This window comes from Pseudomonas sp. C5pp (genome assembly GCF_000814065.1).
Taxonomy (GTDB): domain Bacteria; phylum Pseudomonadota; class Gammaproteobacteria; order Pseudomonadales; family Pseudomonadaceae; genus Aquipseudomonas; species Aquipseudomonas asiatica.
In genome coordinates this window covers 39,846-53,994 of record NZ_JWLN01000027.1, presented here as the reverse complement: position 1 = coordinate 53,994, position 14,149 = coordinate 39,846, and the positions used below count along the sequence as shown (strand labels likewise).

General features: G+C 58.9%; 11 protein-coding genes and 1 pseudogene. 7 read left to right on the top strand and 5 right to left on the bottom strand.

Translation table 11 applies throughout. The features are described 5' to 3' along the window. Positions 1-219 precede the first annotated feature (219 nt). From RR51_RS20535 to RR51_RS20505, 7 genes and pseudogenes are all read left to right on the top strand, one after another. Positions 220-4,452: pseudogene (locus tag RR51_RS20535) on the top strand (RHS repeat-associated core domain-containing protein). Continuing rightward, a complete protein-coding gene (locus RR51_RS20530) occupies positions 4,446-4,862 on the top strand; it encodes an SMI1/KNR4 family protein (protein WP_013971636.1) in 417 nt (138 codons plus the stop codon). Before RR51_RS20535 ends, RR51_RS20530 begins: the two are co-directional and overlap by 7 nt. A gap of 70 nt (positions 4,863-4,932) precedes the next feature. Then, positions 4,933-5,289: an HNH endonuclease signature motif containing protein gene (locus tag RR51_RS20525; RefSeq protein WP_039614538.1), complete on the top strand. Its 357-nt coding sequence runs from the start codon at positions 4,933-4,935 to the stop codon at positions 5,287-5,289. Positions 5,290-5,340: 51 nt separating this feature from the next. Beyond that, on the top strand, positions 5,341-5,832 hold the full coding sequence (locus RR51_RS20520; protein WP_039614537.1) for an SMI1/KNR4 family protein: 492 nt from the start codon (positions 5,341-5,343) through the stop codon (positions 5,830-5,832). Between the two features lie 32 nt (positions 5,833-5,864). After that, complete coding sequence (locus tag RR51_RS20515; RefSeq protein WP_236693287.1) at positions 5,865-6,311, top strand: YrhA family protein; 447 nt, start codon at positions 5,865-5,867, stop codon at positions 6,309-6,311. A 430-nt stretch (positions 6,312-6,741) separates the two neighbouring features. Continuing rightward, on the top strand, positions 6,742-7,344 hold the full coding sequence (locus RR51_RS20510; protein ID WP_039614536.1) for a suppressor of fused domain protein: 603 nt from the start codon (positions 6,742-6,744) through the stop codon (positions 7,342-7,344). 453 nt (positions 7,345-7,797) lie between these two features. Next, entirely contained in the window at positions 7,798-8,229 is a 432-nt protein-coding gene (locus RR51_RS20505) for a DUF2628 domain-containing protein (RefSeq protein ID WP_039614535.1), read from the top strand. A gap of 321 nt (positions 8,230-8,550) precedes the next feature. Here RR51_RS20505 and RR51_RS31605 read toward each other — a convergent pair whose 3' ends face one another. From RR51_RS31605 to RR51_RS20480, 5 genes are all read right to left on the bottom strand, one after another. After that, positions 8,551-8,697, bottom strand: coding sequence for a hypothetical protein (locus tag RR51_RS31605; protein WP_236693286.1), 147 nt, complete (start codon positions 8,695-8,697; stop codon positions 8,551-8,553). 542 nt (positions 8,698-9,239) lie between these two features. Further along, entirely contained in the window at positions 9,240-10,874 is a 1,635-nt protein-coding gene (locus tag RR51_RS20495) for a BatD family protein (RefSeq protein WP_015269458.1), read from the bottom strand. After that, positions 10,871-12,589 (bottom strand): vWA domain-containing protein, encoded by a 1,719-nt coding sequence (locus RR51_RS20490; RefSeq protein ID WP_039614534.1) that lies wholly within the window; start codon positions 12,587-12,589, stop codon positions 10,871-10,873. Before RR51_RS20490 ends, RR51_RS20495 begins: the two co-directional genes overlap by 4 nt. Beyond that, positions 12,586-13,662 (bottom strand): vWA domain-containing protein, encoded by a 1,077-nt coding sequence (locus RR51_RS20485; protein WP_015269460.1) that lies wholly within the window; start codon positions 13,660-13,662, stop codon positions 12,586-12,588. The genes RR51_RS20490 and RR51_RS20485 overlap by 4 nt, the downstream gene beginning before the upstream one ends. Beyond that, positions 13,655-14,149, bottom strand: a complete 495-nt coding sequence (locus RR51_RS20480) for a DUF4381 domain-containing protein (RefSeq protein ID WP_015269461.1) — start codon at positions 14,147-14,149, stop codon at positions 13,655-13,657. The genes RR51_RS20485 and RR51_RS20480 overlap by 8 nt, the downstream gene beginning before the upstream one ends.

Below are 14,149 nucleotides of genomic sequence, written 5' to 3'. Positions count from 1 at the left end.
TGCGGCAAGGCAGTCGCTCCTGGCGGGTAAGTGCTTTCCTACAAGCAGGTCCGCGCACTGAACGCCTTGTTCATTGACGGCCTAACGGCGTTTTCCTAGCGTCCTTGGGTTTCAAGCCTCAAGGACGCAACAATGATCAAGGATCTGACCGAGCGCTCGCTGCTTCAGTCTTGTCGTTCATTCGCGTTGCACAACTTGGCCGAACAGGAGTAACCCCTCATGTTCGAAGCGGCCAGGTTTGGCGACGAGATTTCACACACCGGCGCATTGGGCGGCTTCCTGCTGGGCGCTGCCCTGGGTATCGCACTGGTGGCCACGGTGGCCATCGCCACCTTTACCTGCGGGTTAGGCGTGGCTTTGCTGGCCGGCATCGCGGCAGGTCTCGGGGGCAGCTTGCTGACCGCTGCCGGCGAGGCACTGGGCAGTCTGTTCTCATCCCCCTCAGGGACGATACTGACGGCCTCGCCCAACGTCTTCATAAATAGCCGCAAGGCCGCCCGCGTCGAGAAAAGCATCGGTGCCTGCGACAAGCACCCGGGCCCGGTGCAGATCGCCGAGGGCTCGACCAATGTCTTCATCAATGGCGTCGCGGCGGCGCGCAAGGGCGACAAGCTGACCTGCGGCGCGACCATTTCCGGGGGTTCGAACAACGTCTTCATCGGCGGTGGCACTTACCGCTACCTGCCCGTGGATGACGAAGTCCCGGAGTGGCTGCGCACCACCGTGGATGTGCTGATGGCGATTGCTGGCGCAGCCAGTGGCCTCGCGAATGTGCTCAAGATGGGTACCCAGGCCGGTATGAAGGCCGCCCTACCTTGCGCCCTGAAATTCACGGCCGGCTTCATTGCTGGCGAAGTGGCCGCCCGCTACATGGTCGAACCTGTGGCACGCAGGGTGTTGGGTGGACTGGTTGGCAACCCGGTCGACCTCACCACCGGTCGCAAACTGATCCCCGATGAAATTGACTTCAGCCTCCCGGGCTTGATGCCGATCGAGTGGTCACGTTTCTACGCCAGCGACCTTACCGTCGACAGCGTGCTCGGGCGCGGCTGGGTGCTGCCCTGGGAGCAAAGCCTGCGTCGGCGGGGCTCATTCATTTACCTCACCGACAACCAAGGCCGCAAAGTTCCGTTCGTGACCCTGCAACCGGGCGAACGGATCTACAACCCGCACGAGCAGGTGTACCTGGTGTGCACCGAGGGCGGCCACTACATCCTGCAAACGCGGGACAACCTGTTCTTCTACTTCGGCGAAGTGCCAGACACCAACACCGAAGTGCCGCTGCAACGCATCGAGAACGTTCTCGGTCACTTCCTGCATTTCACCCGCACGCCTGACGGTACGCTGACCGACATCAGCGCCACCGGCGGTACCCGCGTGCACCTGCACTACGACCACCCGCTGGGCCGCCTGACCGACATCAAGCGCGTGGTGAACGACCAGGCGGTCGAAACGCTCACCCAGTACCGCTACGATGAACACGGCCAGCTGAGCGCGGTGATCAACCGCAACGGCCACACCGTGCGCAGTTTCAGCTACGCCGAAGGCCTGATGGTGACCCACAGCAACGCGCTGGGCCTGGGCTGCCATTACCGCTGGGAAACTCTCGGCGGCCAGCCGCGCGTGGTCGAGCACTGGACCACCGATGGCGAACGCTTCCACTTCCGCTACGACCTCGACGCCCGCACCAGCTGGGCCACCGATGTGCTCGCCCGTGAATTGGAAGTGCAGTACAACCCCGACCACCGGGTGATCGCCAGCCGCGACTACGGCGGCGAACGCTACGCCACCGAGCTGGACGACAATGGCAACATGGTCGACCTGACCTTGGCGGACGGTAACCGCCTGCAATTCAAGTACGACGAATTCTCCCGTCTGCTCGAAGAAACCGACCCGCTGGGCCGCAAGACCACCTACGAATATCACCACCTGACCACGCTGGTGACCCAGGTCAGTTACCCGGATGGCAGCACCTGGCGGGCGCGCTATGACGAAAAGGGCAACCTGCTCGCCGAATTCGATGCCCTGGGTCAAATGACCGAATACCTGAACAGCGATGACGGCCTGCCGCACACCATCATCGACGCGACCTACAAGTCCAAGTACCTGTGGTGGAACACCCTGGCCCAGGTCGAGCGTTACCAGGATTGTTCGGGCAAGAACACCTGGTACCGCTACGACGAACGCCAGCACCTCGTCGCGGTAACCGATGCGCTGAACCAGACCACCACGCTGGAGCGCAAGCCCGGCGGTGAGGTGCTGCGCATCAGCCATCCCGACAACACGGCGGAAACTTTCACCTACAACGACCTTGGTCAGGTGCTCGACCACACCGATGGCAAAGGCCAGATCACCCGCCTGCTACGCACTTCCCGTGGTTTGCCGAGTAACCGCCGGGACCCGAAAGGAGGTGTGGTTCGTTACGAGTATGACAAGGCTTGGCGCCTGACCGGGTTGGTGAACGAGAACAACGCCACGTACCGCTTTGCCTATGACGCCTCGGACCGGCTGACTGAAGAAGTGCGGGTGGATAACCTGACCCGGCGTTTCAGCTACAACCTCGGCGGCCATCTGACCCGGCTGGATGAGATTGGCTATGGCGAAAATGCCGAGCGGCCGGAGCGGCATACGCTGTTCGAGCGTGACAGCATTGGCCGGTTGGTCGCCAAGATCAACCGCGATGCGAGCCAGACCTTCGCGTACGACGACAGCGACCGGTTGCTGAGCATCGAGCGGCAGCCGACCGGGATCGGCAAGCAGCTAGGGATCAGCGAAGAAAAGCTAGAGTACACTTACGATTTGCTGGGCCGGCTGATCAAAGAAATCACCTCCGACGGCACGCTCGGCTACGAATACGACCCGCTCGGCAATCTGACTACGCTAACCCTGCCGGATGGCCGCAAGGTTAACCACCTGTACTACGGCAGTGGGTATCTGCACCAACTGAACCTGGACGGTCAGGTGATCAGCGACATGGAGCGTGATGACCTGCACCGCGAGGTTTACCGGACCCAGGGCAAGCTCACCAGTTGTTTCGGTTATGACGCGATGGGGCGCAAGGCGTGGCAATACGCCTCGATGCTGCCCGCCGACAAGCTCTCGCAGGTGCACAACACCGGTATCAATACCTCATTGCTGGTGGAGCATGCGTACAACCCGATTCACCGCCGTTATCAGTACGACCCGGCGGGTGAACTGGTGCGCACGCTGGACAAGCTGCGGGGCGAGATCAAGTACGAGTACGAAGCGAACGGCCAGTTGCGCAGCCGCGATACGGGCTCGCTGGTTGGCAGCGAAGAGTTTCGTTACGACCCTGCGGGCAACCGCCTGGATTTCAATGCCCGGCAATTTGCCAAGTCCAGGGACAACCGCATCACACACTGGCGGGATTAGGAGTACCGTTACGACCCGTGGGGTAACCTGATCGAAAAATGCTCGGAATATGGCAACCGGTTGCAGCGCTTCGGTTATGACGGTGAAAACCGGCTGGTGCGGGCGGAGACATGGGTCAATGGCAAGCTGGAGAGTACCGGGCACTACCGTTATGACAGCCTGGGGCGGCGGGTTGCCAAGCTGGCTGTGATCAATGGCCAGGTCGAGGAGAAGCGCTTCCTCTGGCAAGGGCTGAGAATGCTGCGGGAGGAGACGCCGGGGCAGAGCATCCTGTATCTGTATGAGCCGGGCAGCTATGCGCCGTTGGCGCGGGTTGATCAGGCGGAAGGGGAGGAGCAGAAGCTCTATTATTTCCATACGGACCAGATTGGTACGCCGCTGGAGCTGACGAACAGTGACGGCAAGATCGTCTGGCAGGCGACGTATCGTTCTTGGGGAGCAATAGATAGTCTGCCCGTCAAAGAGATCGAGCAGAGTCTGCGTTTCCAAGGTCAGTACTTTGATAGCGAAACGGGACTGCACTACAACACGTTCCGGTACTATGGTCCTGAGATAGGGCAATTTATCACCCAAGACCCAATTGGCTTGGGCGGGGGATGGAATCTCTATAAATATGCCAACAATCCGGTTGTTTGGGTTGATCCCTTTGGATTGGATGCATTAAGCACTCTTGCCGAGCGTGGTTATTTTGGTATAACTAAAACACTAGGTGGTGGGCTAGATTATTCTGGTAGCAATGCGCTTTATGCGAAAAATCCAGGGGTCAATCCCATAGTGGTAATTGAATATGCGGGAAATTATATTGAGGACTTTGAGGCTGCAAACAAAGTGGCCGAATTAAATCAAAAAACCACGCCGCGAGGCTATGTGTGGCATCATGTGGATGACTATAATCCTAAAACCAATAAAGGCACTATGCAATTAGTAGAGCAGAGGGCTCATCAAGGTGTTCCTCATAATGGAGGAGTATCTCAATATAAAGCTGCAACCGGAAAAGCTTATACATTCCCAGCCAGAAAGCCAGTGGCCGCGAAAAAAGCAGGAGGAATTTCATGTTAGATCTTGAAGGGTCTGAATCCAGTATTGATGTCGGTGATTTTTCAGAAATTGAAACTTTGGCAAATGGTAAGCTTCCGATCCTATTTAAGGAAATTTATCTTAGGAACAATGGCGGATTTCCCAGGATTACCGAGGTGGAAGGTGATGAGTATGTATTTAGTATAAATGGTTTCAATTCGGTAAAATTCGGGGAGCTACCGATAGAAAAATTAATGCAAGAATACAATGCTCAAGATAAGGCTTTGCATGGCTATGTGCCTTTTGCATATGACGATGGCGGCAACAGCTTCATGCTTTCTCTGAGGGAGGAAGACGCTGGAACTGTATATTTACTAATTCAAGATGGTCTGCAAATGGAGAGGGTCTGTGCGAGCTTTGATGATTTCGTAAATTCGCTGAGCATTGGGTGAGATAGTTGTTTTATTAAGGTGAGGTTCAGTTGTGAAAGTGCTGGATTCAATCGCTTAGCAAGAACTGCTTATGGGGTTGATAGATGTTGCGGCAATCGAGGTTGAACCGGAGTGCGTTGAGGTTTTCGCTCGGTTTGATTCTGCTAAACAGCGTGCGCCTGAACTGTGCTCTGACTTTACCGAGGCTTACAAACAGGCTGGACTGACAAAGGCTCAAGTGAAATTAATAGGCAAATACACTTGGCACCACTTGGACGATTTCGATCCTGTGACGGGCAAAGATACTATGCAGTTAGTAACGCAGTCTGCTCACAAGGCTTCGTTGCCGCATACTGGCTCAGTCGCGCAATTCGAAAAATATTTTGGTTTGCCTTCTGGATCTTATGGGATACCTGAAGCTATAGCTATCTCACAGGATAAGGGTTGACTAAAGGCCGCCCACAGAAAACAACATTAAAAACTTGTTGAAGATTCTATAATGGATGACTTTGAACTGTTTGATTCTGGTGCTCCCGTCTCGATATTAGATATTGATAACCTTGAGTCTGAAATTGGCATGCAAGTTCCAACGGACTTCAGGGAGCTTTACCTGTCTTTCAATGGAGGTACTCCGAATCGGGAGTTTTGGGCGGGCGATGAAAATTATGAGCCGATTAGAATTGAAGATTTTAAAAGCATCGCCAGCGCTGAAATCGTTGACAAAGACGAGACTAAATACATAGGCGGATGCTTCAATTTGATGGTGCATAGGAACGTATTGCCAGCACATTTGGTACTTTTTGCCGTTGATGAGGCAGGTAATTTTATTTGCCTTGATAAAGAAGGAAGTAGTGTTATTTATTTTGCGGTTGATGTTTTTCAGTCGGATATTGACATGCGCATAAATCACATTAACGCTCAAAAGATGTTGTCCTCTTCGTTTCGTGTGCTTATTGACTCCTTGGTTGGTGAGGATGAGGTCGATCAGTAGATTCTTGAGGGGCGTGCATATTAGGTCATTAGATGATTGAAATGAAAATGATGATCGACAAGTTGTCTGGTACGCCTGCACTTATTCCCGGTGCATCTGAAGAAGATCTGGAGTTATTTGTTCAGCGCTGTCAGTTGGCGTTGCTTGCTATGCCGCCCTCAGAGTATCTGGAGCTATTAGGTGTTTGTAATGGGGCTGCGGAGAATGGCGTATTTTTGTATTCAACTCGCCGAATACCATTTTCGGATTGTGCCGGTGAGACCAATGAATTTATAGAGATGAATTTGAATTGGCGTGATTTGGAATGGATGAAGGATTACTTGGTTTTTGGAGAGAGTGATATGGATGTTTATGTGCTGGAAATGTCCTCAAAAATATATCAGGTGAGAGATCGCCAGGCCTTCGATAATGTTTACTATGAGTTTTCAATATTTAATGAAATGGTAAGTCATATGTTTGGTTTGATGGCGGCCGGGTGAGTTTTGAAGGGGCGGTTTGCGTGGGTTTGGCTTTCTAAATATTGGGAGGAAACATGTTCCTGCGAAATGGACTGAATTTTCCTACACTATTGTCAGGGACAGAGAATTTCAATGGTGTAGTTAGTGGATTTGTTGAGATTACAAACTATAATGGTGAAGTGGTGGAAGTTCTATCTCCAAAAAAGAAGTGTTTACTCTAGTTTGTAACCGGAAAGATGATGCAGTGCTCAACATTCTCAATTGGTCTAGGTTTTGAACGGTTTTATTTTTGCTGGATGATGGAGTTTGCTAGGCAGAAGTTTCTGGGATTGGCGGTTTTTAAATGAAAATTTAACCCGTGGTTCTCAATGCTCAAGAACTGCTTCGACAAGCGGATCTTCCGGGGCACCACGGTCGAGGAAGTGTTCGCCATCTATATTGGGGTCCGTAAATGACTATTCCAAGCGAACAGTGCAAAGCAGTAGCTAGGCATGCTTTGAAGGTTTTTGGGGGTGAGCTCAAGGTTCAAGCTTATTATGATGACTTTAGAAGCGTTTCGGTAGATGTACTGACTACCCTGGACTCTTTGCATGTGGGGGTGAAGTCTTTAGGTACGATAGGGTTGTCGGAAGTTCCACTATTTACTGATGATGGCGAGGAATTTGCTACTCGTGTAGAGCTCTGTGCCGGGGCTTTGACTGAAGAGATCTACTGGGAAAATGCAATAGCTTCCGCAGCTTTCTTTATCCGAAAAAGCCAGCGTTATGTAATGCCGGGCGATGTAATTGTTGATGTGTTCAATGATTACCTAAAGGCTCCAAAAAAGCCTCATATGTATTTGACAATTCCTTTCATGTGGAACGATGCTCATTTTCCACAGCTTGAATTTAACTCGCTAAAAATAAATTGGTTGCAGTACATAGCGATTTATGAAGATGAGCGTGCTTTCATCGAGAAATTCGGAGGCGATGTTTTTGACGATTTGTTGTCTGATCAAGAGATAAATACGCTTGATCCTGATCGTCTTCCTGTTGATCTATCTCGATTTAAGTGATTTTAATTTGGTTTTATGGGGCGGCAGCTGATAGTGGCCTCGGCGCCCGCACCAACTGGGCCACCGACATGCTCGGCCGTGAAATGGAAGTGCAGTACAACGCCGACCATCGTGTAATCGCCTACTGGGAGCGAAACGGCTTCTGCCTAGGGCTCAAGCCATCGCTTACCGACATAGGAGCCCCTTTGCAGCGCTTATACGGGTTGCCACGTTGGTTCTATGAAATGCTTACATTAGTAGCGGGGCGTAGCTGATGCTGACTTGACCCACGGAAGTGTCGCTGCAAAGCATTCGAGAACACTCTCGGCCACTACCGCCCTGGGCGTTCTGTGACTTGGCTCTCGCTTTGCGGGAGGTATCAAGCTTGCCCTCAAAGGCATGCTGATTTACCCTCCGAACCGGCCATGATCATGGCTATTCGACACTCACGGACGATAATCACAGGAGTCACCAATGGAAGGCATCCCACAAACCCAATCCACCCCAGATAACCTCAAGCCAAAATGGCGGGAGCGTTTCGCTTTCTTCGATCAGTACGGCGCACCCACCTCCGAGCCCTACAAAGCCGCTTTCCGCGCCTTGCCATTTGGTAAGAAGCTGCTGATCAACAACAACTTCATCGCCTTTTTCTTCGGCCCGATCTACTGGTTCGTGCTGGGGTTGTGGAAGAAGAACCTGGTCATGCTGGCCATCATGATCGCCATCGGCGTTCTCCTGAGCTACTACGAGATCGCGACGGGTAGCGAAATCCCGCGCCCGGTGGATAACGGCATCAGCATGGCGTTTGCGTTTCTGTACAGCTTCCTGACCAACCGTGCCTACTACCTGAAGCAGACCAAAGGGCAACAGGGCTGGAACCCGTTCGAGGGGCAGCGGTTCATCTGACCCGTCAGCCAGTTCAACCGGTGCTCGCAGGTTGATGAAGCCCCGATCACGGTCTCTGTAGGAGCGGACTTGTGTCGCGAAAGGGCCGCAAGGCGGCCCCGGCGATTTTGCGGTGATGCGCAGATTCTGGGGGCGCTTCGCACCCCTATCGCGACGCAAGGCCGCTCCTACAGGGGCCGCGCATGTCTTGGGGCTGTGTAGTCAGTGCCAGGTGATATCCCCGGTTTGCCGGTGCAACAGCAACTCGGCCAGGGCTTTGGTCATCTGTACGTGATGCACCGCGTTGACCAGCATGTTGATGCCGGGCTCGCCGGCATTGGCTCAGATGTATTCGTCCAGTGAGTCTTCGATGCCGGCCATCAGCTGGAGGGTGTGGATCAGGGCGTCAACCGAGGGGGTGTCCTGGTTGATGGTGTAGAAGGGGCGGGCCGTTAGTTTTACGGGTGGATCGGGGACGATCTTTTTCATGATTCAAACCCTTTGCTTGATCAGAGAATGCCACCACCGCAACCTTCTCACGGGTTTAGGTGGCAGCCGTGCGCGGGGTGAGAAACCGAGGAAGCAAAGGAAAACTCGGCCAGACCGAAGTCTGCCCGCGCGCGGCCGCCATGAAAGCTGGCGGAAATTTGCTTATCGTCGGGTTCTCACACCCGGTCACCGAAGCGACCCGGAAACGTTATCCGTGAGGTGTTTCCCCGACAACAGCGATAGTTCGGCAGCGCGCGTAGGATAATTCCTAAGCGGGTTGATCCTGAAGCATTGGGTTGCAGGTTCAGAAATATCTTACGGTGGCACCGGCTGCGCCGGTGTTCGCGGGCACGCCCGCTCCCACAGGGGGCGTGTAAGCAGCCAATGACTGTAGGAGCAGCCTTGTGCTGCGAAGAGGCCGGTATGACAAAAGACTGTCTGTGGCAGTCATGGCCTCTTCGCAGCTCAAGGCTGCTCCTACAGGCCGGCGCGGTCATTGTGGGAGCGGGCATGCCCGCGAAGAGGCCCGCACAGGCAACCACTTACTTGGGATATAGCGGCGGCAGGCTGCCGTTCTCGCCGGTCGGCAGCAATACCTGCTCAGCCGGGGGAATCGTACCGATCGCCCGCCACAAATCTTCACCCTGCCAATACTGCCCGCTCTCGCTATACAGCGCCCCGTTCAACCCATCCAGTGCATCCGACAACGGCACGAACCGCGCCGCCATCTCGGCCAGGGTCTCCGGCTGCTGGCGGGCCCAGGCGTCCAGCGCCTGGCGGGTTGCCTGTGGGTCGTTGGCCTGGCACGCGCGCTTGAGATCATCCAGCAAGGTACGCGGGCTCGGCCCGGCTTGCGCGGCACGCAGCACCGCTGGCTGCGAGCGGGCGCGCCACCACAGGGCAAAGCCCAGCACGGTGGTGAGGGCGAACACCAGGGTGGCCAGCTGCCAGGGCCACAGCAAGCTGCTGGCACTGCTGTTGTCGCCGACCGGGGTGTCGGCGCTCAGCGCCGGGTTGTCCTGCACATTCAGCGTGCGCGCCGGCAGGCTGCTGTGCTCCAGGTGGTCTTCTCGGGTATTCCACCAGGCCACTTCCAGCGCCGGCAGGGCCAGCGCGCCGCTGTGGGTCGGCACCAAGGCTTCGCGCTCTTCGCGGTTGGCAATCATCCCTCGTTCGCTGATTTCGTTGCGCAGCAACGGCTGGTCGGGGTACCGGCGCAGGCCGGTGATTTCGGTGGCTGGCAGCGGTGGCAGCTGGGTGCTGGACAAGCCTTCGGCACGCAGGGTGATGTTGCGGGTCAGCGAGTCGCCAATCTGCACCTGCTGGTTGCCAGGGTCGGGGTTCCAGTGCTCTTCAAGTGTCAGGCTGCGGGCCGGTAGCCAGGGCACGCCAGCAGGCCAGGCCGCCGGAATCGGCCGTACGGCCAGGCGCAATGGCAACGAACTGACCTGCACCTGGTGGCCGGCCCGGGCCGTGCCGTTGGCTTGCGGTGCCTCGTCCTGGCTGGCGGCGGCGGTGGCGGTGAAAGTCAACGGTGGGATGTCGAGGGTGCCGCTTTGTTGGGCATACACGGCATAGCGGGTTTCGATCACGCCGTGGCGGACGCCGTTGATTTCCTTTTCATAGGTGCGCGATTCACCCAGCGGTTCGACCTTGGCGTTTTCCAGTTGCAGCGGGCTGAGGCTGCTGTCGTCGTACAGTGCCACTGAATGGTAGATGCGCAGGGTGAGCACGGCCTGGGCCTGGACGTAGACCTCGCTGCTGTCGAGCGTGGCTTCGATGAACACCTGTGAGGCACTGTCCTGGCGGCTGGCATCGGCCTGCAGCACTTGCAGTTCGATGGCCTGGCTGTGCGACTGGCCCAGTTGCAGTTCGGGGATGCGCAGGCTGCCGCTGCGCCGCGGCAGCAGGGTGATGATCCAGCGGGTACTGGCGCGGGTTTCGCCGTCAAGGCTGTGCAGGCTGTTCAGCTGGCGCGTGCCGCGCACTTCGAAGTCACCCTCCAGCGCGCGCAGGTCGGGCTTGCCGAACTGGGTGACGTCCTGGCTTTCCAGGGTCAGCTCCAGGCTTTCGCCGGCTTCCAGGCGGGTACGGTCGACGCTGGCGCGCAGCAACGGTTCGGCCTGGGCCAGCACGGCCCACAGCAGACAGAGGAGAAAGACGCCGAAGCGACTCATCGTGAGGTTTCCTGATGCAATTGCTGTTCATACCAGAATTTGCGCCGCAGCAGCTCCGCCGGGTTGTCGGGGATCTCCCGCAGCCATTGTTCCAGGGCCTGGCGCTGTTCGGTATCAAGGCTGGTCGATACCGGGCGCTGCGGCGGCTGGGTGACGCTGTCGTCCGCGCCCGCTTGGTTGCCGGGCGTTACCTGGCTGTTGCTGCTGCCTTCGCCGGGCTGTTCGGCGCTGGCCTGTTCGTCGTTGCCGGGCGTGCCCTGGGCCGGGCTGCTGGCCGAGCTGCTGTTGCCTTCGGTTTCGCTGCCGGGCGTGCCTTGGGTATCGCTGCTGGCCGGTTGTTCCTCGGCAGTGGCCTCGCGCTGTTGCAGCAGTTGCTGCACCAGTGCCTGGTTGTCTAGCGCCGCTTGCAGGTCGGGCTGGCGTTCAAGGGCTTGTTCGTAGGCGTCCAGCGCAGCTTCCAGCTCACCGCCGCGGGCCAGGGCATTGCCTCGATTGTAGTGGGCGGCGGCAGTGTCGCCTTGGGAAAAGGCTTCGGCGGCGCCAGCATAGTCGCCCGCCTGGTACAGGGCCATGCCGCGCCATTGCGGGTCCTGGAACTGGCGCGCGGCACTGGCGGGGCGGTTCTGCTCCAGCAGGCGCTGGCCTTGCTGGTCGGGGCGCAACCACAGGTCGTTGAACTCGAAGGCCTGGCTGGGCTGGGGCAGGGCCAGCAGCAGCGGCAGGCAGAACAGCCAGCCGCGTCGGCCGGCACAGGCGGCCAGCAGCAACAGCGGCAGCAGCAGCCAGTACCCCTGGTCGGCCCAGCTGTCCAGTTGCAGGGTCTGGCCATCATTGCGCCCGGTGCGCGGGCTGTCGAACAGGCCCAGGCCTCGCAGGTCGAGGTCGTCGATGCGAGCATGCCGGTAGCGCCCGCCGGTGCCGTTGATGAAGCCCTTGAGGCTGGCGCTGTCCAGGCGTGGCAACAGGATGCCGCCCTGGTCGTCCTTCAGGTATTCGCCATTGGCCTGGCGCACCGGTGCGCCTTCGCTGCTGCCGATGCCCAGCATAAGCAGGCTCGGGCCCTGGCGGCCAAGGGCCTGGGCGATGCCTTCGCGCTCCGGGGCGCTGAGCGACGAGCCGATCAGCAGCAGGCGGCCCTGGCCCAGGCCGCTCTGGGCAAGCAGGGCGAGGCCTTTTTGCACGGCCAGGTCGGCGCGCTGGCCGGGCTTGGGCATGATCGATGGGTCGACCGCCTCGAGCAGGTTGCGGCTGGTGGCCAAGTCATCGGACAGCGGCACCAGGGTGTGTGCGGAGCCAGCGTAGACCACCAGCGCGGTCTGGCTGTCGCGGCGGTGCTCCAGCAGGTCGAGGATTTTGCGCCGCGCCTGCTCCAGGCGGTTGGGCGGGCTGTCCTCGGCGAGCATCTGCGGGGTCAGTTCGAGCAGGATCACCAGTGGGTCGGCCGGGCGCTGGCGGCTTTCTTCCACGCGCTGCCAACTCGGCCCGAGCAGCGCCAGGATCACCAGCACCCAGGCCAGGCCCAGCGCCACCCACGGCAGCTTGCTGGTGCTGCCGCTGCCACCGCCGAGCAGGACGCCATGGAACGCCGGCGGCAGAATCATCTGCCAGCGCCCGGCGCGCTTGCGCCGGTGCCACAGTTTGTACAGCAGCCAGGCGAGCAGGGGTACGGCCAGCAGCCAGAGCGGGCGCAACCATTCGGGCCACAGTTCGATCATCGCCGCCTCCTCAGGCGCAGGCGCTTCAGGCGCTGGCGCCATTCCGGGTGCGGTTGCAGGAAGCGCGGCTTGCGCAGCAGGCGGTGCAGCAGGTTGTCCGGCCATTGCACGGCCAGCACCAGCAGCACGCTCAGCAGCAGGGCAAGGGCCAGGGGCCAGGCATACAGGGCCTTGGCCGTGCGCGCCTGGGTCGGTTGCTGGGCCACCGGTTCGAGCTGGTCGAGGGTGTCGCCGATGGCGTCCAGTTCGGCGCCGTCATGGGCGCGGAAGTAGGTACCGTGGGTGATGTCGGCAATTTCCTTGAGCGAGGCTTCGTCCAGGTCCAGGCTCGGGTTCAGGCCGAGCAGACCAGGGGTGCCGCTGGCTTCGGGGTTGGCGCCGATGCCGATGGTGTAGATGCGCACGCCTTCCTGGGCGGCCAGGCGGGCGGCGGTCAGCGGGTGGATCTGCCCGCCGTTGTTGGCGCCGTCGGTGATCAGCACCAGCACCCGGCTTTGTGCCGGGCGTTGACGCAGGCGCTTGACCGCCAGGCCAATGGCGTCTCCGATGGCGGTGTTCTTGCCGGCGATACCGATCTGCGCCTCGTCGAGGAAGGTACGCACCGTGCGCCGGTCGAAAGTGAGCGGGGCCTGCAGGTAGGCCTGGCTGCCGAACAGGATCAGGCCCACGCGGTCGCCTTCGCGGTCCTGCAGGAAGTCGCCGAGCAGCGCCTTGACCAGGTCGAGGCGGCTGATCTCTTCGTTCTGCCACTGCATGTCGGGGAAGTCCATCGACCCGGACACATCCACCGCCACCAGCAGGTCGCGGCCACTGGCAGCCACTGGCACCGGCTCGCCCAACCATTGCGGGCGGGCGGCGGCGCACAGCAGCAACAGCCAGATGACGACGAAGGGCGCCTGCTGGCGCCAGGTTGGCAGGTTGAGCCGCGCGCGGCGCCCGGCCAGGCCTTCCAGTTCGTCGAGGAAGCCCACCTTGAGCACCGGTTCGCCGCTGTCGGCGGCCGGCAGCACCAGGCGCGCCAGCCACGGCAGCGGCAACAGGGCGAAGACCCACGGCCAGGCCAGTTCAAACATGCTTGCGAATCCAGGTTTCGACGGCTTGGCTGAGCCCGGCGATGGCCTTGTCGTCGAGCTTGCACTCGGGTTTGTAGGCGCCCTCTACCAGTACCATCCAGCGGGTCAGGCCGGCGGCCGGGCAGCGGTTGTCGAGAAACGCCAGCCACTGGCGGCCGTTGAGGGTATGGCTGTTGGCGCCTGGGTAGTGGCTGCGGCACAAGCGCTTGAGCAGGGCGTTGATCTGTTGCAGCCACGCCCCGGCCGGCGCGCCATCGTAGGGGCGCGGCAGGCGGGCCAGTTCGGCCAGTGCTTCCACGCGTACCGGGTCCAAGGGTTGTTCGGCACGCACGATACGACGTTTGCCCGGGCGCCAGTGGCGCACCCGCCACAGGCCCCAGGCCAGCAGCGGCAGTACGGCCAACAGCAGCCACCAGCCGGGTGCTGGTGGCCAAAGGCCGATCGGCGCGGGGGCGATCAGCGGCTGCAGTTGATCAAGCGGGTTCAT

Bases quoted from the DNA above. Each gene is read 5' to 3' on its own strand.
- RR51_RS20530 (WP_013971636.1), top strand. From the start codon at position 4,446: ATGTTAGATCTTGAAGGGTCTGAATCCAGTATTGATGTCGGTGATTTT.
- RR51_RS20525 (WP_039614538.1), top strand. From the start codon at position 4,933: ATGGGGTTGATAGATGTTGCGGCAATCGAGGTTGAACCGGAGTGCGTT.
- RR51_RS20520 (WP_039614537.1), top strand. From the start codon at position 5,341: ATGGATGACTTTGAACTGTTTGATTCTGGTGCTCCCGTCTCGATATTA.
- RR51_RS20515 (WP_236693287.1), top strand. From the start codon at position 5,865: ATGATTGAAATGAAAATGATGATCGACAAGTTGTCTGGTACGCCTGCA.
- RR51_RS20510 (WP_039614536.1), top strand. From the start codon at position 6,742: ATGACTATTCCAAGCGAACAGTGCAAAGCAGTAGCTAGGCATGCTTTG.
- RR51_RS20505 (WP_039614535.1), top strand. From the start codon at position 7,798: ATGGAAGGCATCCCACAAACCCAATCCACCCCAGATAACCTCAAGCCA.
- RR51_RS31605 (WP_236693286.1), bottom strand. From the start codon at position 8,697: ATGAAAAAGATCGTCCCCGATCCACCCGTAAAACTAACGGCCCGCCCC.
- RR51_RS20495 (WP_015269458.1), bottom strand. From the start codon at position 10,874: ATGAGTCGCTTCGGCGTCTTTCTCCTCTGTCTGCTGTGGGCCGTGCTG.
- RR51_RS20490 (WP_039614534.1), bottom strand. From the start codon at position 12,589: ATGATCGAACTGTGGCCCGAATGGTTGCGCCCGCTCTGGCTGCTGGCC.
- RR51_RS20485 (WP_015269460.1), bottom strand. From the start codon at position 13,662: ATGTTTGAACTGGCCTGGCCGTGGGTCTTCGCCCTGTTGCCGCTGCCG.
- RR51_RS20480 (WP_015269461.1), bottom strand. From the start codon at position 14,149: ATGAACCCGCTTGATCAACTGCAGCCGCTGATCGCCCCCGCGCCGATC.